The sequence below is a fragment of the Prochlorococcus sp. MIT 1307 genome (genome assembly GCF_034092395.1).
Lineage (GTDB): Bacteria > Cyanobacteriota > Cyanobacteriia > PCC-6307 > Cyanobiaceae > AG-363-K07.
In genome coordinates this window covers 1114824-1131852 of sequence record NZ_CP139301.1, presented here as the reverse complement: position 1 = coordinate 1131852, position 17029 = coordinate 1114824, and the positions used below count along the sequence as shown (strand labels likewise).

Sequence of the window (17029 nt, the reverse complement as noted above, 5' to 3'; positions counted from 1 at the left end):
TTTACTTTCCTCATTAGCTAGCACTCTTTAACTGGTGAAGTTGGGTAGATAGGCAAGACCTCATCCCAGTAGTTTTTTTTACCCATTTGCTTTGCTAATAAAGAAATATTTAGAAGTTGGACTACATCTTGAGCAACATCATCTGATGCATTTATTGATGGTTTTGCTGTGATTTTAGATCCTAATAATTGAGGCTTTTCTAATTCTAATGCTTCTGCAAAACTATTTGATTGTGAACTTTCTTTTATTTGATACCTCCCTCCAACAATACCTTTTCTTGATAAGTTGTCGACAATCCAAAATGGCTCATATCTATCCTTAGGCTTCAAATTTTTCGATAACCTTGGAGCCATTAGTGCAAAGCTACTGATTCCGTCTAGATCACAATTTAATTGCTGTGCAAGCGTGCGTGCCATTGCAACAGTTAATCGCGTCCCTGTAAATCCTCCTGGGCCAACAGCAACTGAAATACGACCCAGTTGATACCAATAAGAAGATGGCAAAACTTCTTCAATACAACTAATGATTTGGTTAGAGAGGCTTCGCCCAAGTGGAAATATCTTGCTACTTAAACTTGTTTCTGGTGATCGAGAGTCCAGGATTGCTATACCAAGACTTGTTGAGCAGCTATGTAAAGCGAGCAGCAAGTTGCCAGTGTCATTAACTTCTCCCTTTAAATTTTCCTTCTTCATATTGGAATTTCCTTGCCAGGGCACAACCTCATCCAACGCCCTTTGTCTTCAAGAAAACTTTTGCAAGCTCTTACATCCCATTCGACACCAGCCTCATCATTAAGAACATTCATCACGTTGATATGAATCACTGGATCTTCAGGCTCTATATCGGGAGTGGATGTTAGATGGCTTACACCATGTTGTCGCTCTACTGCGTGATAGGCCTTACAGCGATCAACCCACCGGCAGTCCACACATATGCACATTTCTTTTACCTCTGCTGATTCCACCATTCTGGATGGTGATGATAGTTTTTTGGCTCAATTGCTTTGGAGCAGGCTTAAACCTGATACATGGCCATTTTCATTGGCTCAACTGCCAGCTGGCACAGCTTTGGTTGGCGGTTCAGTTAGAGATGGGTTGTTGAATCGGCTTCAAGAGAAGCCAGATTTGGATTTAGTGGTTCCAAATAATGCAATAAAAATCTCCCAAGATTTTGCGAAAGAATTAGATGCAACTTTTGTTGTTTTGGATGCTGATAGGGATATGGCTAGAGTGGTACTTAAAGGTTGGACAATTGATATTGCTAAGCAGATTGGTTTCGATTTAGAGGAGGATCTATGGCGGCGAGACTTCAGGATTAATGCAATAGCGTTGACATTGGGACCTTCTCCGGAAATTTTTGACCCAACGGGAGGTATTCAAGACTTACATCAGAAAAAGCTTGTAGCTGTTAGAGAGAAGAATTTTTTTGAAGACCCTCTGAGGACTTTAAGGGGTATGAGATTTATTGGTGAATTAAATCTTTCCCTTGATCCTCAAACAAGAACTTTTATAAACACTTATGCAGGTCTTCTTCTAAAGGTTGCTCCTGAAAGAATTCAATCAGAAGTGCAGCGTATCGTTTGTGCGGAGCATGCTGATGATGCAATAGAACTGACAAAAGAAATAGGTTTACTAGATTTTTGGGGCAATCAAGATGAGTCTTATCTCAGCACATTGTTACCTTGGAATAATCATAATTTTCTCAAAAATAAGGAATTGTCTGTGGCTTTGCCTTTGGTTCGGCTTACGCATTTATTGAGTGATGCTGGGTTGGAATCTTTACGATTTAGCAAAAGACAACAACAACGCTGTAAGCTATTAAGAAAATGGCAAAAGTGCAATGATGGCAATGATTTTGAGACACTAAATGAAGGGGATCGCTTGCAGTTGCATAAAGATTTAGAGGAAGATCTGCCTGCTTTAATTCTTCAGCTTTCAGCTAAGAATCAAGAAGTTTGGATTAATCGTTGGAGAGATTTTAAAGATCCACTTTTTCATCCTTCATCTCCCGTAGACGGTCATACTCTTCAAGATATTTTTGACCTTCCTCAAGGCCCTAAACTAGGAGCTCTTATGAACCATCTATCTCATGAAAAAGCATTTGACAGGTTGCAAACTTTAGAGGAAACTCTTAAAGAGGCACGTCACTGGTTACAACATAATTAGGCCTTGCTGTGATTAACTGCATGCAAGTGGAGATTTTCATCATCCTGACCGGATCATTCCTTTCCCCCCCCTCTTTTTCATGAGCGTTCGCCTTTACATCGGAAACTTGCCCCAAACTTTTGATAGCAAAGAGTTGGAAGGACTCTTTGCTGCTATTGGTAAAGGGATCCGCTTCAAACCTGTTTTCGATAGAGAGTCTGGCGGATGTAGGGGATTTGGTTTTGCCAATGTTGAAGATGAAAAACTTGCAAATGCTGTTATTGAGCAATTGAATGGTCGTGAATTTAATGGGAATAATTTGCGGGTTGAACGTTCTGAAAGACGTGAATCTAATAATGGTGGAGGACGTAGGAACTCAAATTCATCAAACGGAAATTCCCATAGCAAACGCAAGCAAACAAAAAAAGTAGTTCATAGCGATGCCCCTAATGAAGAAGCACCTGATCCACGTTGGGCAGGGGAGTTGGCTAAACTAAAAGAACTTCTTGCTAATCAAAAAACGCCTGTATAAAAGAGCCATAATCATTAATTGAATTGCTGTATTTTTTGTTTGGCATGTAATCCTTAACGTGTTTGGGCAATTAAATATGAAAGTGGAAGTTCAGCAAATTTGGCTAAACGGGTTACATAAGCTCGATTATTGAAAACGTCATAGTCAAGTCTTTCAATAGCATTGAGGATGCCTCTATAGAGCCTTAATGACGTCCATACTGGCCAACGTGCATCTCCAGATAGCCAGCGGACCCCAGCTTCTGATTTCTCAAACCAATCTCTAGCTCGTTGTAATTGAAAGGCCATCAATGCTTTCCATTGATCATTCATAACCCCAGCCATTAGATCAGATTCTGTGTAGTGAAATCTTTTCAAATCTTCTTGGGGAAGATAAATGCGACCACGCCCTCTATCTTCACCTACATCTCGAAGGATGTTGGTTAATTGATTGGCAATACCAAGAGCAATAGCAGCTTCTGAAGGGTCTGGAGCTACGCTCCAAGGGGCTGTGGTATATGCAGGATCCAGCCCCATTACACCTTGAGTCATCAGACCCACTGTTCCTGCGACTCTGTAGCAGTACAGCTCTAGCTCCTCAAATGTTGCATATCGAGTTTTATTCAGATCCATTCTCTGCCCTTCAATCATGTCTAGGTATGGCTTGATGGATTGAGGGAAGCGTTTCAATGTATCTACCATCACTACATCAAGTTCATCTTTTACTTGCCCAGCAAATAGGGCTTTGGTTCTCTCTTCCCATTGATCTAGACGCTCTGACAGCTCGTTTGTTGGACGTTGCATTGCTTCTGGACTGTCCATCAGCTCATCTGTTCTTCTGCACCAAACGTAAATTGCCCAAATTGCTTTGCGTTTAACTGGTGGAAGTAGAAGAGTTCCTAAGTAAAAAGTTTTAGCCCATTGGGCTGTTTCTTTGCGACAGATTTCATAAGCAACCTCAAGACTTTCAGAAGCCTTAGTACCCATTATTGGCGAGTTAGATGATCCCAGCGTCATGGGTCAGTCTTGATTGACCTTACTTTTGATTTGAGACTGAGAAATCTGCTCTTCTTTTTCATTTACAGCTTTAGCGCAGAGTTTTCCGCTTAGCACAGCACCTTCCATAGAGGCTAAATAACGCTGCATTGTGTAGTCACCAGTCAAGAAAAAATTGCTTATAGGTGTTGTTTGGCTAGGGCGAATTTTCTGACACCCTGGAATAGCTTTATAAACAGAAAGAGGAGTTTTGACCACTTTGAATTTCCTAAGCTTCGCTTGATTCTCTCCATTGAAATGCATTGGGAAAAGTTTTTTGAGTTCTTCCAATGTGGCTTTTATGATGTCCTCATCACTTCTTCCAATCCAATCTTTAGCTGGCGCAAATACTAATTCAAGCATTGATCGATTTGGATCTTCATACTCTTTGCATGTAATACTCATATCTGCATAAACACTTAGTAATGATGATCGACTAAATAGTAAGTGATCAATATTTGTTAATTTTCTATCAAACCAGAGGTGGATATTTATTACTGGGACTCCACGAAGCCCATCTAAATTTTTAAATATTTGAAGGCTTTGCCATGGTTGAGGTATAAGAAGTTTGAAAATATCTACAGGTAAAGCGCTGATATAGGCATCTGCAGTAACCCTTTTGAGCTCTTTAGTTTCTGAGTCTATAATTTCAAAATTTTTCACACTATCATCATCATTTAAATTAATATTTTTTAAAGGACTATTTAAGTGCACTTCTCCTCCATGGCATTCAATATAATCGACCATGGGTTGGCATAGCCTTTCTGGGGGTGCGCCATCAAGAAAAGCCATTTTCGAACCATTTTTTTCTTGTAAAAATCTATTTAAAGCAGTGAGCAAAACAGTAGAAGATATTTCGTCTGGATTAATAAAATTAAGCGCTTTGCTCATTGCAATAAAAACTTCATCATTTACGCGCTCAGGAATGTTTTGAGACTTGAGCCATTCAGTCCATGATTTTGTATCGCATTCTTCTACATAATCTTGTCCTCTAAGCATTGCTGGTATTAAGCCAATTCCGAAAGAGATTTTTTCAGGCCAACTAAGCATGTCATTATTACTAAGGATTGCTGCTACACCATTTAGAGGCGCAGGAAGGTCAGGGAAATCAAAACGGCTATAAGTTCCTGGTTCTTCTGGCTGGTTGAAGATCATTGAATGGCTTTTCCATTGCAGCCGCTCTTCAATATCTAATTCACGGAATAATTGGAGCATGTTTGGATATGCTCCGAAAAAAATGTGCAGTCCTGTTTCATACCAGTCACCGTCTTCGTCTTGCCAAGCAGCGATCTTTCCACCTAGTACATTTCGTGCTTCGTAAACGATTGGGGTGTGGCCTGCCTCAGCGAGGTATTTCGCACATGAGAGGCCCGCTAGACCTGCTCCTGCGATAGCAACGCGCATCCTTTTTTGGAGTAAGGAAGTCAACTTTAATGATCAGCCCCTACCCATCTGTCCTAAAAGTTCTTTAATCTATTGAAAATTCCCTTGGCTGCAACGGCTAATGGTCATGAATGACACTTTGCTGAAATGTACAACACGTCACGTACGTTTATTTACAGCAAAGGTTGAGAAAAATGCTCTGGTTCCTGACCTAGACCATCTCACTCTTGACCTTGACCCGGACAATGAATTTCTTTGGAATGAGGCTGTTATAGATAAAGTTCAAAGTCGATTTCGTGAATTGATTGCTTTGCAGGCAGGAATGGAGCTGACTGATTACAACCTTCGAAAGATTGGTTCTGAGCTCGAAGGTACTATTCGACAATTACTTCAAGCTGGTGAACTTAGCTATAACCCAGAATGCCGAGCTTTGAATTATTCCATGGGACTTCCACGCACTACTGAGGCTTTGTGACTCGTTCTCCTTACAATCGACAACCTGGACGTAGAAGCTTGGGCGGTCCATCAGATCGACAATCTAGATACCCAGGAAGGGGCCCTTCTCAACGGGGAGACTATTCAAGAGGTTCTCGCTCTAATTCTCCACCCCCTGGAGGGGGTGGAGGAATCAAAATGAATACAGGAACCATTGCTGTCCTTGCTGGGGTGTTGGTTGTGGGCGTTGGTATAGGGAGTGCAATTACAAGCACAACTCAAGGGGGGCAGGGAAATATTGCTAGTCAACAGCAACTGGATATGGCGGTTCCTGACCCTGAATTTTGTAGACAGTGGGGAGCTAGTGCTTTTGTTATTGATGTCGAAATGTACACCACTCTCAATCCCTCTACTAGTTTCGTTACCCAACCAGCTCTACAGCCTGGATGTGTTATTAGAAGAGAGAACTGGACAGTATTGCAAAAGCAGGGCGCAATTACTAATGATGATGTCAGAGAATGTAAGCAACGTATGAATACATTTGCTTATATAGGTTCAATTCGGGATAATCCAGTTGTGAGATGCGTTTATCAGGCTGATATAAGTGAAAATAAATTCATCATTAAAGGTAATGCGGACGATGCAGTTGGAGTAAACCAAGAAGCTATTCAATTCTAAATATTTAAATCTAAGCCTAGAAGTTAATGGTTATTTGATATTTTTTTTGTCACTTGTTTGATTGCTTTTAGTCGAAAAAAGAGGTAAAATCTCGTTGAGAAATGCATCAGCTGCTCTAGAGCAATATCTGGCTGGATGCCTTATTAACTTTAGTTCTCTGCGCACCTCAAGATCAACAACTAAAGGTTTATGAAGTGTTCCAGCAGCTATTTCTCTTTCTATTGAAACGACAGGTAGTAATGCTGCTCCTAAACCTGATTGAACTGCATTTTTTATTGCTTCAAGAGAGTTGAGCTCCATTTCAATACGCAAACGTTGTACATCTAATCCAGCACTTGCCAATAGCTGGTCTAGTACTTTTCTCGTTGTTGACTGGGCATCCAGAGTTACAAAATCAAGGCGGTAAAGATCTTCCTTATTGAGCTCATTTGATTTTGCTAATGGATGTTTCATTGGAAGTACAAGGGCAAGTTCATCTGTTGCGTAAGGTTTTACGTCAAGGAGTTCATTTAATTCAGTGGGCAGCTCACCTCCAATAACAGCTAGGTCTATTTGACCATTGGCTACGCTCCAGCCTGTTCGCCTAGTGCTATGAACTTGTAATTGCACAGCTACTTCAGGGTATTTCTGTCGAAATAGGCCCAACATTCGAGGCATTAAATAAGTACCAGTGGTTTGACTTGCTCCTATAACCAACGAGCCGCCTTTTAGCTGTTGAAGATCTTCGATTGCGCGACACGCTTCTTGGCATTGGTTAAGAATGCTTTCGCAGTAATTGACTAGAACTTTTCCTGCTTCAGTTAATTGTGCTTTGCGACCGCCACGATCAAAAAGGCATACTTCTAATTGCTTTTCCAGATTTTGAATTTGTAGGCTTACGGCCGGTTGGGTTACATAAAGGCTATCTGCAGCTTTTTTAAAGCTTCCTTCTTTGACTATTGCGCGGAGAATTCTTAATTGGTCGAGTGTGAACGGCAGATCGGCCATTTGGACGTGCCGACCGGCATCAAAGACATTGAAAAACTCTAAGACCTAACTACCAGGTGGGTGAGGCCTAATAATTAATAAAGAGATCAGGTGGCACAAATGTTTCCATTAGGCCTACATCAGAGTTCTTTGGTGATGATGGGTTTATTAATCATTTTTGCTTTTATTCATAGTGGAGGCGCGGCTATTCGTGCTCGTGCCGAATCTCTTATCGGCGCTAGAGCTTGGAGATTGATTTTTGCTGGAACCAGTATTCCTTCTGCAGTTGTCCTGATCGGATATTTTCTTGCTCATCGTTATGACGGAGTACGTCTGTGGAATATTCAGGGTGTATCTGGGGTAGTACCAATAATTTTTGTTCTTACTGCTATTAGCTTTCTTTTCCTTTATCCGGCTACTTATAACCTGCTAGAAATTCCTGCTGTAAGGAAACCAGAAGTAAGGCTTTATACAACAGGAATTATTCGGATAAGCCGACATCCCCAAGCAGTTGGTCAAGTTCTTTGGTGCTTTACCCATGGACTTTGGATTGGGAGCAGTTTCATGATGGTTACTTGCGTAGGACTGATATGTCATCATTTATTTGCTGTATGGCATGGTGACCGTCGCCTTAAAGCAAAATTCGGTGATTCGTTTGATGAATTGCGAAGAACTACATCCGTTTTTCCATTTTTAGCAGTAATTGACGGGCGACAAAAATTGCAATGGAATGAATTTCTTAGACCATCGCAACTAGGAATTTGTATTGCAATTGGTGTTTTTTGGTGGGCACATCAATTTATTTCAAATGCGAGTGAAGCATTTCTCTCATTTCATTTCCCTCAACTCCTTTGATGAAATGCCTACACTCACATGAACCTGAAAATACAGGATGCCTTCGGCTGCTGAACTCGCCTGGTTAATCCCAGTGCTTCCGCTCTTAGGAGCTTTGGTTACGGGGTTGGGATTAATAAGCTTTAATCCAGCCATAAATCGCTTAAGGAAGCCAGTAGCCATATTGCTTTTAACTTGTTTAGGCATATCGGCTGTACTGAGTTATGCAGTATTGGTTGAGCAATTAAGAGGGGCTGCTCCTGTAGAGCATCTTTTTGTTTGGGCAAGTGCAGGAAGCTTCACTCTTCCAATGGGTTATTTGATAGACCCATTGGGAGCTGTGATGTTGTCTTTGGTCACCACTATTGCATTACTGGTGATGATCTATTCCCATGGCTACATGGCCCATGACAAGGGATACGTACGTTTTTTTACTTACCTAGCGTTGTTTAGTAGTTCAATGCTTGGTCTAATTGTTAGTCCGAATTTGCTTGAGATATATGTTTTTTGGGAATTAGTTGGGATGTGTTCATACTTGTTAGTTGGTTTTTGGTATGACAGAGATGGTGCTGCTCATGCAGCGCAGAAAGCATTTGTAGTTAATAGAGTTGGCGACTTTGGACTTTTATTGGGCATTCTGGGATTGTTTTGGGCTACTGAAAGTTTTGATTTTCAGGGTATTTCTGAAGGACTATCTGATGCGATTAGTTCAGGAACAGTTCCTATGTGGGCGGCTCTCACATTGTGTTTGTTGGTTTTCATGGGCCCAATGGCAAAGTCTGCTCAGTTTCCTCTCCATGTTTGGCTTCCAGATGCAATGGAAGGTCCTACCCCAATCTCAGCCTTAATTCACGCAGCAACTATGGTTGCAGCCGGTGTGTTTCTTGTGGCCAGACTAGAACCTTTGTATAGCCAATTCCCAATGGTGGGTTTGGTTATTGCTGTAGTTGGAACAATTACCTGTTTCCTTGGGGCCTCAATAGCTTTAACCCAAATGGATCTTAAAAAAGGTTTGGCATATAGCACGGTTTCACAACTCGGCTACATGATGCTGGCAATGGGTTGTGGGGCTCCTGTAGCAGGCATGTTCCATTTAGTGACTCATGCTTTCTTTAAAGCGATGCTTTTTCTGGGTTCAGGGTCTGTTATTCACGCAATGGAAGAGGTGGTCGGTCATGAACCTATCCTTGCTCAGGATATGAGACTTATGGGGGGCCTGCGAAAGCAAATGCCCATCACGGCAATTACTTTTTTTGTTGGTTGTATTGCAATTAGCGGGATTCCTCCACTTGCAGGTTTTTGGAGTAAAGACGAAATCCTTGGTCAAGCATTTAATACCTTTCCTTATCTTTGGCTTATTGGATTTATCACTGCTGGGATGACTGCATTTTATATGTTCCGTCTTTATTTCCTTACATTTGAAGGAACTTTTAGGGGCGAAGATCACAAGCTTCGTCTCCAATTGCTTCAGGAAGCAGGAAAAGTTATCGACGAAGAGGAGGAACATCATCAAGAAGGCAAATTACATGAATCTCCTTGGTCAATGACTCTCCCTTTAGCGGTATTGGCTGTGCCATCGATATTAATTGGTTTACTTGGAACTCCATGGAATAGCCGCTTTGCAAATCTTTTGAACCCTTTGGAAGCTCTTGAAATGAAAGACGCTTTTTCTTGGTTGGATTTTCTTCCACTTGCTGGAGCTTCTGTAGCTATTTCAAGTGCTGGGATATCTCTTGCGGTATTTGCGTATTACCTTCATCGTATTGATCTTGGGAAATTGATAGCAGCAAGGTTCCCCAAAATTAATGAGTTTCTAATAAATAAGTGGTATTTAGATGATATAAATGAAAAAATCTTTGTTCAAGGTAGTCGTAAACTTGCACGTGAAGTGCTTGAGGTAGATGCAAAGGTTGTTGATGGCGTGGTTAATCTCACTGGCCTTCTAACGTTAGGAAGTGGAGAAGGACTTAAATATTTCGAGACGGGTCGCGCTCAGTTTTATGCCCTTATAGTTTTTGGTGGTGTAATTGCTCTAGTGGCTCTTTTTGGGGTACTAGGTACACCACCTCCAGCTTGATTTAATTTTTCTCCTTGTGTGTCAACGCCTATAGAGAGGGTGTCAGAAAGCTCAGTATTTCTACACTTCACATGTGCCCCACCTTTTAATTGTTCGAGTTTGCTTTTGATGCAACCTTTTTCCCTGTTACAGAGATGGTCATAGATCAGGTGAGCGCAGATTTCCCTTGGTTAAGCACCTCGATTCTGTTCCCAATTGCGGGGTCCTTATTTGTGCCATTTCTCCCTGATAAGGGGGAAGGTAAACAAGTGCGATGGTTTGCGCTTGGGATCGCATTGGTAACTTTTCTGATCACAGTTGCTGCTTATTTAGAAGGTTATGACCCGAGTCAAGAAGGTCTGCAATTATCCGAAAGATTGAATTGGCTGCCAGACCTAGGCCTTTCTTGGGCAGTTGGGGCAGATGGCTTGTCAATGCCCCTGATTCTTTTAACCAGCTTTATTACTGCTTTAGCAGTTTTAGCCGCCTGGCCAGTTTCCTATAAGCCAAAGCTCTTTTTCTTTCTATTACTGGCCATGGATGGAGGTCAGATTGCGGTTTTTGCGGTTCAAGACATGTTGCTTTTCTTTCTTGCTTGGGAGCTGGAGCTTTTACCTGTATATCTTTTATTAGCCATTTGGGGAGGTAAAAAACGTCAATATGCTGCTACGAAATTCATCATTTATACAGCTGGAAGTTCCTTATTTATACTTTTAGCAGCACTTGCAATGGGTTTCTTTGGGGAAGGTCCTCCAAATTTTGAATTTACACATCTTGCTCAGCAAAGTTTTGGGACAGGCTTTCAAGTCCTCTGTTATACGGGCCTTTTAATTGCTTTTGGTGTCAAGCTCCCGATAGTTCCCTTGCATACATGGTTGCCTGATGCTCATGGAGAGGCTACTGCTCCAGTTCATATGTTGTTGGCAGGAATACTTTTGAAGATGGGTGGTTATGCACTATTACGCTTTAATGCTCAACTTTTACCTGAAGCCCATGCTGAATTTGCTCCACTCTTAATAGTTTTGGGAGTAGTAAATATTATTTATGCTGCTCTAACTTCTTTTGCTCAGCGGAATCTTAAACGCAAGATTGCGTATAGCTCTATTAGTCATATGGGCTTTGTTTTAATTGGGATAGGAAGCTTTAGTGCTCTTGGTACAAGTGGTGCGATGTTGCAAATGATTAGCCATGGTTTGATTGGAGCAAGCCTTTTCTTTCTTGTTGGAGCTACTTATGACAGAACGCACACCCTTCAACTCGATGAGATGGGTGGAGTTGGACAAAAAATGCGAATTATGTTTGCTTTGTGGACTGTTTGTTCTCTTGCCTCCCTTGCTTTGCCAGGTATGAGTGGCTTTGTTTCGGAATTAATGGTATTTGCTGGTTTTGTAACTGATGAGGCTTATACGTTGCCTTTTAGGATTGTTATGGCTGGTTTAGCGGCAGTAGGCGTAATCCTTACACCAATTTATTTGCTTTCGATGTTGAGAGAAATCTTTTTTGGAAAAGAGAATACAAACCTAACTTCCAATACAAATCTTGTAGATGCTGAACCACGTGAAGTTTATATTATTAGCTCATTGCTAGTACCAATAATTGGGATTGGTTTATATCCAAGACTTATGACTGATAGCTACAGGGCATCAATAGAAGCTTTAGTTGAAAGAGATCTTGATGCTATGGAAAGATTGAATAGGCTGTCATCATCTTCTGTTGAAAAGGTTAATCTTACTCCTGCAATCTTGTCTTCTGATAGGTTTCATTTCCCCATAACTTTGAAGAGTTAAATTCATTCAGGCAGCTAAGTTTAAATCAGAACTATTTATAAATAGCAAGAATTTGAATGAGCGCAATTAGTAAATCAAAAATATTTCCCTCCCCCCTGGCGTCTGGTCTTCAAGATTGATACCTTGCCAGGAGGTTCACATTCCCATTGCATGATCACCCTTTGAAACTGGGTGTTGATTCAGGCGGCGCCCGCCTAGCTATCCGTCTGTTGCAAGATGCAGCAGAGAAGGGAGAACTGGATCCTTGGGATGTTGATGTAATTCCTGTTGTGGACGGTTTTCTTGATCAACTGCGTCAGAGAATTGAGGTCCCTAGACAAATTTCAGAGCAATTAGAACGTAATGGTGGAACATTTGAACGGGACCTAGCTGAAAGTAGTGAAGCTTTCTTAGCTGCTTCTGTTTTAGTTGGTTTGAAGGCTGAAGTACTCGAAGCTGAGACATTCCCGAGTGAATGTGAGCCTGAAGAGAGTTTTGAATTTGATTCTTCAGAACAAGGTTGGCTGGATTCGAGCTTTGTGATCCCTTTGCGCCCAGAACAGCATCTTTTAAGAAGGCCTGTGGCTCCACCACCACTAAGGAGGCCTGTGACCTTAGGAGAGCTTATAGAGCAGCTTGAAGCTATTGCCGAACAAATTGATTCAGATGAATTGCAGAACCGTAAGCGTCGCCCTCATAAGCGATTTACCGAAAGGGAGGTGATCTCACAAGTCAATGCTTTAGCCCATAGAGAAAAGTTGCCAGAGACAACAGCTGCATTAGGAGTTTTTTTAAATACTTTGGAACCAGCTTTGCATTGGATGGACTTTGAATTGCTTGTTAGACATTGGGAGGGTGCTGCTAATCCTGATTTGGATACTGATCGAGTAGGGGTTTTTTGGGCGTTACTTTTCTTGTGCTCGCAGGGGAAAATTGAACTTCAACAAGTCGGTTCTTTATACGCTCCATTGAGTGTTAAACGAATTCTTTCTCCAGGTACGATTACACAACTTCCATTAAAGACTTTGAACGTGCCAGATGCTTCGCCGGCTGCGGCATAGATTCTGAAGTAAAAGGGCGTCTATGTTGTTTTATTAGCTGAGGCTTACAACGCCAATGAAGGCGATGATCCTAGCGGCAGGCAAAGGAACGCGTGTACAACCTATTACGCACGTTATCCCAAAGCCAATGATCCCAATTCTTCAGAAACCCGTTATGGAGTTTCTGCTGGAATTGTTGAAGGAACATCAGTTCAAGGAAGTCATGGTGAATGTTTCACACCTGGCTGAAGAAATTGAAAATTATTTTCGAGATGGTCAGCGTTTTGGTGTGGAAATTGCTTATAGCTTTGAAGGTCGAATTGAAGATGGGGAGTTAATTGGGGACGCTCTTGGTTCTGCAGGCGGATTGAAAAAAATTCAAGACTTTCAAGAATTTTTTGATGACACTTTTGTTGTGCTTTGTGGGGATGCCCTCATAGACCTTGATTTAACTGAGGCTGTTAGGCGACATAGAGAAAAGGGAGCTTTGGCTAGCTTAATAACTAAAAGAGTTCCTAAAGATCAGGTAAGTAGTTATGGAGTAGTAGTGACTGATGAGGATGATAGGGTCAAGGCCTTTCAAGAAAAACCTTCAGTTGATGTTGCCTTGAGTGACACGATTAATACCGGAATATATCTTTTTGAGCCTGAAGTATTTGAACATATTCCTTCTGATACTCCATTTGATATTGGGTCAGATTTGTTTCCTAAATTGGTAGAAATGGGGGCCCCATTTTATGCCCTCCCTATGGATTTTGAATGGGTAGATATAGGCAAGGTTCCTGATTATTGGAGGGCTATTCGTAATGTACTTTTAGGGGAGGTTCGTCAGGTGGGCATCCCTGGAAAGCAAGTAAGACCAGGGATTTATGCAGGTTTAAATGTTGCAGCTAATTGGGATAAAATTAATGTTAAAGGGCCTGTGTATGTTGGTGGAATGACCCGAATTGAGGATGGTGCAACTATTATAGGACCTTCAATGATTGGCCCTAGTTGTTGTATCTGTGAAGGGGCAACAATAGATAATTCAATTATCTTTGATTATTCCCGAATTGGTCCAGGAGTACAACTGGTAGAGAAATTGGTTTTTGGTACTTATTGTGTCGGTAAAAATGGCAATCATTTTGATCTTCAAGAAGCTGCTCTTGATTGGTTGATTACTGATTCCAGAAGACAAGACTTAGGTGAACCATCTCCCCAGCAAAAAGCTATGGCTGAATTACTTGGTACTGATCTCACTGCTGCAGCGAACTAACTCCAGCTCGTTCGAGTATCTCAGCAACCCTTTCTTCTGCCTTGATAGCCATTACATGAACACCTTTTGCTAAACCAAGAAATCTTTGGACTTGTTCTGCTGCGATAGCAATCCCTTCGTTAGCTGGGTCGGTGGACTGTTCAAGACGATTAACAATTGAATTGGGGATGCATGCACCAGGAACCACCCGATTAATAAATAAGGCATTCTTTGCTGACTTTAATAAGAAAACTCCTGCAAGTACTGGTAATTCCAACGGATTAGCGACTTCATTGCAAAAGTTTTCTAAGACCTTAGGGTCCATCACCATTTGTGTTTGAAGAAAACGTGCTCCAGCATCCCTTTTTTGTTCTAGCCGTCTACGCAAACTATTAAAACTCGGACAATTTGGGTCTGCTGCGGCTCCTGGAAACAAGCTTGTTGGCCCATCAGCTAGTTCTCCAGATACTGGGTCTTCTCCTTTGTTAAGCGAAGTTACTTGTTTGAGTAAACCAATAGAATTGAATTCACTAACTTGTTTTGTATCTGGCTGATCGCCCACGCGCACAGGATCACCTGTAAGGCATAGAACGTTTTTAATCCCTAGCGCATTCGCCCCGAGTAGGTCAGCTTGAAGAGCTATACGATTTCGATCTCGACAAGCAATTTGTAACACAGGATCAAGTCCGATGTCTAAGAGCAATTTGCACAAGGCCAGACTGCTCATTCGCATCACAGCTCTACTGCCGTCTGTCACATTTAGTGCATGAACATGCTTTGCAAGCTTTTGGGCCTTTTGAATGGCCCGTGATGGGTCTGCGCCTCGTGGGGGCATTATCTCAGCTGTAATTGTCACTCCTTCTGATGAGAGAGAGCGTTCTAAAACTGACCGCAAATTTTTTTGCTCGAAGAGTACTAACTATGGAATATCGATGTACCTTTAGTCTGCCTACTATGAAACCTAGGAGTTGAGAGGGAGATTATGGCCACAGGCGAAGTCTCCAATGCGGCTCACATGAACCTCTCGGCGAGGGAAATGGAGATTATCGAATTAGTGGCAGATGGGCTTACTAATCAGGAAATTGCTGAGCGGTTAACGATCAGTAAAAGAACAGTGGATAACCATGTCAGCAATATGTTTACTAAAACGGGATCCAAGAACCGAGTAGCTTTGCTCAACTGGGCGATGGATCATGGAAAGATTTGTCGTGATGGATTTAATTGCTGCTCATTGCCCGATGAAATTTCTTCCGATCACTGATCCCTAAGGCACTTGGCTCTGGAAGAGAAATTAAGGAGCAATCAATTGATGGCATCTCAAATAGTTCTGCATATGCCAAGCAAGCTTCACGATCTCCGCCTATATAGCGGAGAATCCCGTCGGTATCGTATAAACCATACAAAGGCTGGAACTCCTATAGAAATGATTTCCTGCCAGCCCGAAAGAGAAGCAGAAAATATAAAGAGAATCTAAAGGAGCGAGGCGCTTGCTTGGCCTGCTAGTTGAGATTTATTGCTAACCGATTTTCGATTGACCAATTAGATACTGGGTCTTGAGCTAACGCAGCATTGCTTAATTTTTGGAGAGCTGTGACTTCTTGGTAGCACCAATTTGGTTTTTCTATTGCTTGATTATGTGAAGTTAACTCCACCTCGGCTATTACTAATGGAGCATTTTGATCTTCAAAGCAATCAATAACCCAGTCGAATCCATTCAGTCTGAGTTCGTATCGAGTTTTCGTGAGCTTATATAAAGCCTGGTCCCAAAGTGATTCAGCATCATCCAGGGGTATCAAGTATTCGAATTCATGTCTTGCTATTCCTCCAGCCGGAGACTTCAGGGTGAGCCATGCTTTTTCTTGCTCGATAATTCTCACTCTTACTGTCCAGCTCTTAACGCTAGTAACTAGATATCCTTGCCGAAAATGTTGTGCATTTCTTGCAATTGTTTTCCATTCTTGGCCTTTAACAAGAAACCTTCTTTCAATTTCAAGTGCCATTGGAATATGAATTAAAAATCTTTATTTTTATTGAGGCTGCCTGCCCAATGTAATTTTTGAGCCAGTGTTCTGTAATAGGAAGGGCTTTGATTTAGTACCACCATTTGTGCATGTAGCTGTGCCTGTGTAATTACGCAGCTATCTTCTGGCTCAAGTAATGCTGCACTAGCTCCGTCTTGCCAAAGCTTGACTCTGCGAGTTCTCGTCCCTAAGGGCTTAATAACTAGTCTTGATGTGGCAGGAACAATCACAGGCCTGCTAGATAAGCTCATTGGACATATTGGACTGACAATAATCGCTGCGATACCTGGATGGAGAATTGGCCCTCCACTGGCCATTGAATATGCCGTCGAACCTGTTGGTGTTGATAAGATCAGCCCATCTCCTTTGTATTGATCAACAGCTTCTCCATCAATCTCTAATTCCAAAGTGCATGTGGGAGAAATCTCGTCGTTGTAGGCCCGAAGGTAGAAATCATTTAAAGCCCAATATTTATGTTCATTTGCAAAAGATTTTTCTTTTGAGTAGATGACTGATTCTGATGTAAATTTCTTTTCTACTTTTGCCTCAATCATCATTCTTTTCTCTATAGAAAAATTTTCCTCGATAATATTTTGTAAGAGGTTTTTACCATTGAGTAAGTGTCGGTTATGAGTCAGAAAGCCTAGATGTCCTCCAATATTGAAACTTAAAATAGGAACATTATGTTTAGCAAGATGACGCGCAGCATCAAGTACAGTTCCATCACCCCCTAAGACAACAGCTAAATCTGGTAAAGATGTTGTCGAATTAAGAAGATTATTTAAAGGACTATTAGAAATATTGCATGTTTCAATAACAGTTACTGAACAGATTGAACTTAGTTCACCTGAAAGAGCTAAGCCTTCTTTTGCTGCAGCTTTGTTACCTGCCCGATAGATCAACCAGACCAGATCGAGGAACATATTT

19 protein-coding genes are annotated in these 17029 nt (G+C 41.6%); 11 read left to right on the top strand and 8 right to left on the bottom strand.

Annotated features, from left to right (window positions below):
- Window positions 1-17: 17 nt before the first annotated feature.
- Window positions 18-692 carry a tRNA (adenosine(37)-N6)-threonylcarbamoyltransferase complex dimerization subunit type 1 TsaB gene (tsaB, locus tag SOI82_RS05890; RefSeq protein ID WP_320666535.1) on the bottom strand — a complete coding sequence of 225 codons (675 nt, stop codon included), beginning with the start codon at window positions 690-692 and terminating at the stop codon, window positions 18-20.
- Entirely contained in the window at window positions 689-940 is a 252-nt protein-coding gene (locus SOI82_RS05885) for a Ycf34 family protein (RefSeq protein WP_320668355.1), read from the bottom strand. The genes tsaB and SOI82_RS05885 overlap by 4 nt, the downstream gene beginning before the upstream one ends.
- On the opposite strand from SOI82_RS05885, the gene SOI82_RS05880 reads away from it, so the two are divergent.
- Together SOI82_RS05880 and SOI82_RS05875 are read left to right on the top strand one after the other, a co-directional pair.
- Complete coding sequence (locus tag SOI82_RS05880) at window positions 933-2165, top strand: CCA tRNA nucleotidyltransferase (protein WP_320666534.1); 1233 nt, start codon at window positions 933-935, stop codon at window positions 2163-2165. The two genes, SOI82_RS05885 and SOI82_RS05880, sit on opposite strands and share 8 nt — an antisense overlap.
- 79 nt (window positions 2166-2244) lie before the next feature.
- Window positions 2245-2676, top strand: a complete 432-nt coding sequence (locus SOI82_RS05875; protein WP_320666533.1) for an RNA-binding protein — start codon at window positions 2245-2247, stop codon at window positions 2674-2676.
- 53 nt (window positions 2677-2729) lie between these two features.
- Here the strand turns inward: SOI82_RS05875 and SOI82_RS05870 are convergent, their stop codons facing one another.
- Both SOI82_RS05870 and pds read right to left on the bottom strand, forming a co-directional pair.
- A complete protein-coding gene (locus SOI82_RS05870) occupies window positions 2730-3671 on the bottom strand; it encodes a phytoene synthase (protein WP_320666532.1) in 942 nt (313 codons plus the stop codon).
- A 3-nt stretch (window positions 3672-3674) separates the two neighbouring features.
- The gene (pds, locus tag SOI82_RS05865; protein ID WP_320666531.1) at window positions 3675-5093 is read right to left on the bottom strand and encodes a 15-cis-phytoene desaturase; all 1419 of its coding nucleotides are present in this window, start codon (window positions 5091-5093) and stop codon (window positions 3675-3677) included.
- A 106-nt stretch (window positions 5094-5199) separates the two neighbouring features.
- Between pds and ndhM the strand changes: the two genes are divergently transcribed.
- Both ndhM and SOI82_RS05855 read left to right on the top strand, forming a co-directional pair.
- Window positions 5200-5547, top strand: coding sequence for an NAD(P)H-quinone oxidoreductase subunit M (ndhM, locus tag SOI82_RS05860; protein WP_320666530.1), 348 nt, complete (start codon window positions 5200-5202; stop codon window positions 5545-5547).
- Window positions 5544-6185 carry a DUF3172 domain-containing protein gene (locus SOI82_RS05855; protein WP_414153489.1) on the top strand — a complete coding sequence of 214 codons (642 nt, stop codon included), beginning with the start codon at window positions 5544-5546 and terminating at the stop codon, window positions 6183-6185. The genes ndhM and SOI82_RS05855 overlap by 4 nt, the downstream gene beginning before the upstream one ends.
- A 30-nt stretch (window positions 6186-6215) precedes the next feature.
- On the opposite strand, the gene SOI82_RS05850 is transcribed toward SOI82_RS05855, so the two are convergent.
- Entirely contained in the window at window positions 6216-7172 is a 957-nt protein-coding gene (locus SOI82_RS05850; RefSeq protein WP_320666529.1) for a LysR family transcriptional regulator, read from the bottom strand.
- A 99-nt stretch (window positions 7173-7271) separates the two neighbouring features.
- On the opposite strand from SOI82_RS05850, the gene SOI82_RS05845 reads away from it, so the two are divergent.
- The 5 genes from SOI82_RS05845 to SOI82_RS05825 all read left to right on the top strand — a co-directional run bounded on the left by SOI82_RS05845 (window position 7272) and on the right by SOI82_RS05825 (window position 14102).
- Window positions 7272-8006 carry an NnrU family protein gene (locus tag SOI82_RS05845; RefSeq protein WP_320666528.1) on the top strand — a complete coding sequence of 245 codons (735 nt, stop codon included), beginning with the start codon at window positions 7272-7274 and terminating at the stop codon, window positions 8004-8006.
- Window positions 8007-8043: 37 nt separating this feature from the next.
- Entirely contained in the window at window positions 8044-10062 is a 2019-nt protein-coding gene (locus SOI82_RS05840; RefSeq protein WP_320666527.1) for an NAD(P)H-quinone oxidoreductase subunit 5, read from the top strand.
- 89 nt (window positions 10063-10151) lie between these two features.
- Window positions 10152-11828 (top strand): NAD(P)H-quinone oxidoreductase subunit 4, encoded by a 1677-nt coding sequence (locus SOI82_RS05835; protein ID WP_414153488.1) that lies wholly within the window; start codon window positions 10152-10154, stop codon window positions 11826-11828.
- A gap of 146 nt (window positions 11829-11974) precedes the next feature.
- Window positions 11975-12868: a segregation/condensation protein A gene (locus tag SOI82_RS05830; protein WP_320666526.1), complete on the top strand. Its 894-nt coding sequence runs from the start codon at window positions 11975-11977 to the stop codon at window positions 12866-12868.
- A 55-nt stretch (window positions 12869-12923) separates the two neighbouring features.
- The gene (locus SOI82_RS05825) at window positions 12924-14102 is read left to right on the top strand and encodes an NDP-sugar synthase (RefSeq protein WP_320666525.1); all 1179 of its coding nucleotides are present in this window, start codon (window positions 12924-12926) and stop codon (window positions 14100-14102) included.
- Here the strand turns inward: SOI82_RS05825 and SOI82_RS05820 are convergent.
- Entirely contained in the window at window positions 14083-14976 is an 894-nt protein-coding gene (locus tag SOI82_RS05820) for a methylenetetrahydrofolate reductase (protein WP_320666524.1), read from the bottom strand. The genes SOI82_RS05825 and SOI82_RS05820 overlap by 20 nt on opposite strands.
- 87 nt (window positions 14977-15063) lie before the next feature.
- Here SOI82_RS05820 and SOI82_RS05815 point away from each other — a divergent pair, with 87 nt between their 5' ends.
- Both SOI82_RS05815 and SOI82_RS05810 read left to right on the top strand, forming a co-directional pair.
- The gene (locus SOI82_RS05815) at window positions 15064-15342 is read left to right on the top strand and encodes a helix-turn-helix domain-containing protein (RefSeq protein ID WP_320666523.1); all 279 of its coding nucleotides are present in this window, start codon (window positions 15064-15066) and stop codon (window positions 15340-15342) included.
- A 48-nt stretch (window positions 15343-15390) separates the two neighbouring features.
- On the top strand, window positions 15391-15555 hold the full coding sequence (locus tag SOI82_RS05810) for a hypothetical protein (protein ID WP_320666522.1): 165 nt from the start codon (window positions 15391-15393) through the stop codon (window positions 15553-15555).
- Between the two features lie 25 nt (window positions 15556-15580).
- Here SOI82_RS05810 and SOI82_RS05805 read toward each other — a convergent pair whose 3' ends face one another.
- Both SOI82_RS05805 and SOI82_RS05800 read right to left on the bottom strand, forming a co-directional pair.
- On the bottom strand, window positions 15581-16081 hold the full coding sequence (locus SOI82_RS05805; protein ID WP_320666521.1) for a CYTH domain-containing protein: 501 nt from the start codon (window positions 16079-16081) through the stop codon (window positions 15581-15583).
- A gap of 11 nt (window positions 16082-16092) precedes the next feature.
- Window positions 16093-17025 (bottom strand): NAD(+) kinase, encoded by a 933-nt coding sequence (locus SOI82_RS05800; protein WP_320666520.1) that lies wholly within the window; start codon window positions 17023-17025, stop codon window positions 16093-16095.
- Window positions 17026-17029: the final 4 nt, after the last annotated feature.

Bases quoted from the DNA above. Each gene is read 5' to 3' on its own strand.
- SOI82_RS05810 (WP_320666522.1), top strand. From the start codon at position 15,391: ATGGCATCTCAAATAGTTCTGCATATGCCAAGCAAGCTTCACGATCTC.
- pds (WP_320666531.1), bottom strand. From the start codon at position 5,093: ATGCGCGTTGCTATCGCAGGAGCAGGTCTAGCGGGCCTCTCATGTGCG.
- SOI82_RS05880 (WP_320666534.1), top strand. From the start codon at position 933: ATGCACATTTCTTTTACCTCTGCTGATTCCACCATTCTGGATGGTGAT.
- SOI82_RS05875 (WP_320666533.1), top strand. From the start codon at position 2,245: ATGAGCGTTCGCCTTTACATCGGAAACTTGCCCCAAACTTTTGATAGC.
- SOI82_RS05850 (WP_320666529.1), bottom strand. From the start codon at position 7,172: ATGGCCGATCTGCCGTTCACACTCGACCAATTAAGAATTCTCCGCGCA.
- SOI82_RS05840 (WP_320666527.1), top strand. From the start codon at position 8,044: ATGCCTTCGGCTGCTGAACTCGCCTGGTTAATCCCAGTGCTTCCGCTC.
- tsaB (WP_320666535.1), bottom strand. From the start codon at position 692: ATGAAGAAGGAAAATTTAAAGGGAGAAGTTAATGACACTGGCAACTTG.
- ndhM (WP_320666530.1), top strand. From the start codon at position 5,200: ATGAATGACACTTTGCTGAAATGTACAACACGTCACGTACGTTTATTT.
- SOI82_RS05845 (WP_320666528.1), top strand. From the start codon at position 7,272: ATGTTTCCATTAGGCCTACATCAGAGTTCTTTGGTGATGATGGGTTTA.
- SOI82_RS05800 (WP_320666520.1), bottom strand. From the start codon at position 17,025: ATGTTCCTCGATCTGGTCTGGTTGATCTATCGGGCAGGTAACAAAGCT.
- SOI82_RS05870 (WP_320666532.1), bottom strand. From the start codon at position 3,671: ATGACGCTGGGATCATCTAACTCGCCAATAATGGGTACTAAGGCTTCT.
- SOI82_RS05885 (WP_320668355.1), bottom strand. From the start codon at position 940: ATGTGCATATGTGTGGACTGCCGGTGGGTTGATCGCTGTAAGGCCTAT.
- SOI82_RS05825 (WP_320666525.1), top strand. From the start codon at position 12,924: ATGAAGGCGATGATCCTAGCGGCAGGCAAAGGAACGCGTGTACAACCT.
- SOI82_RS05805 (WP_320666521.1), bottom strand. From the start codon at position 16,081: ATGGCACTTGAAATTGAAAGAAGGTTTCTTGTTAAAGGCCAAGAATGG.
- SOI82_RS05815 (WP_320666523.1), top strand. From the start codon at position 15,064: ATGGCCACAGGCGAAGTCTCCAATGCGGCTCACATGAACCTCTCGGCG.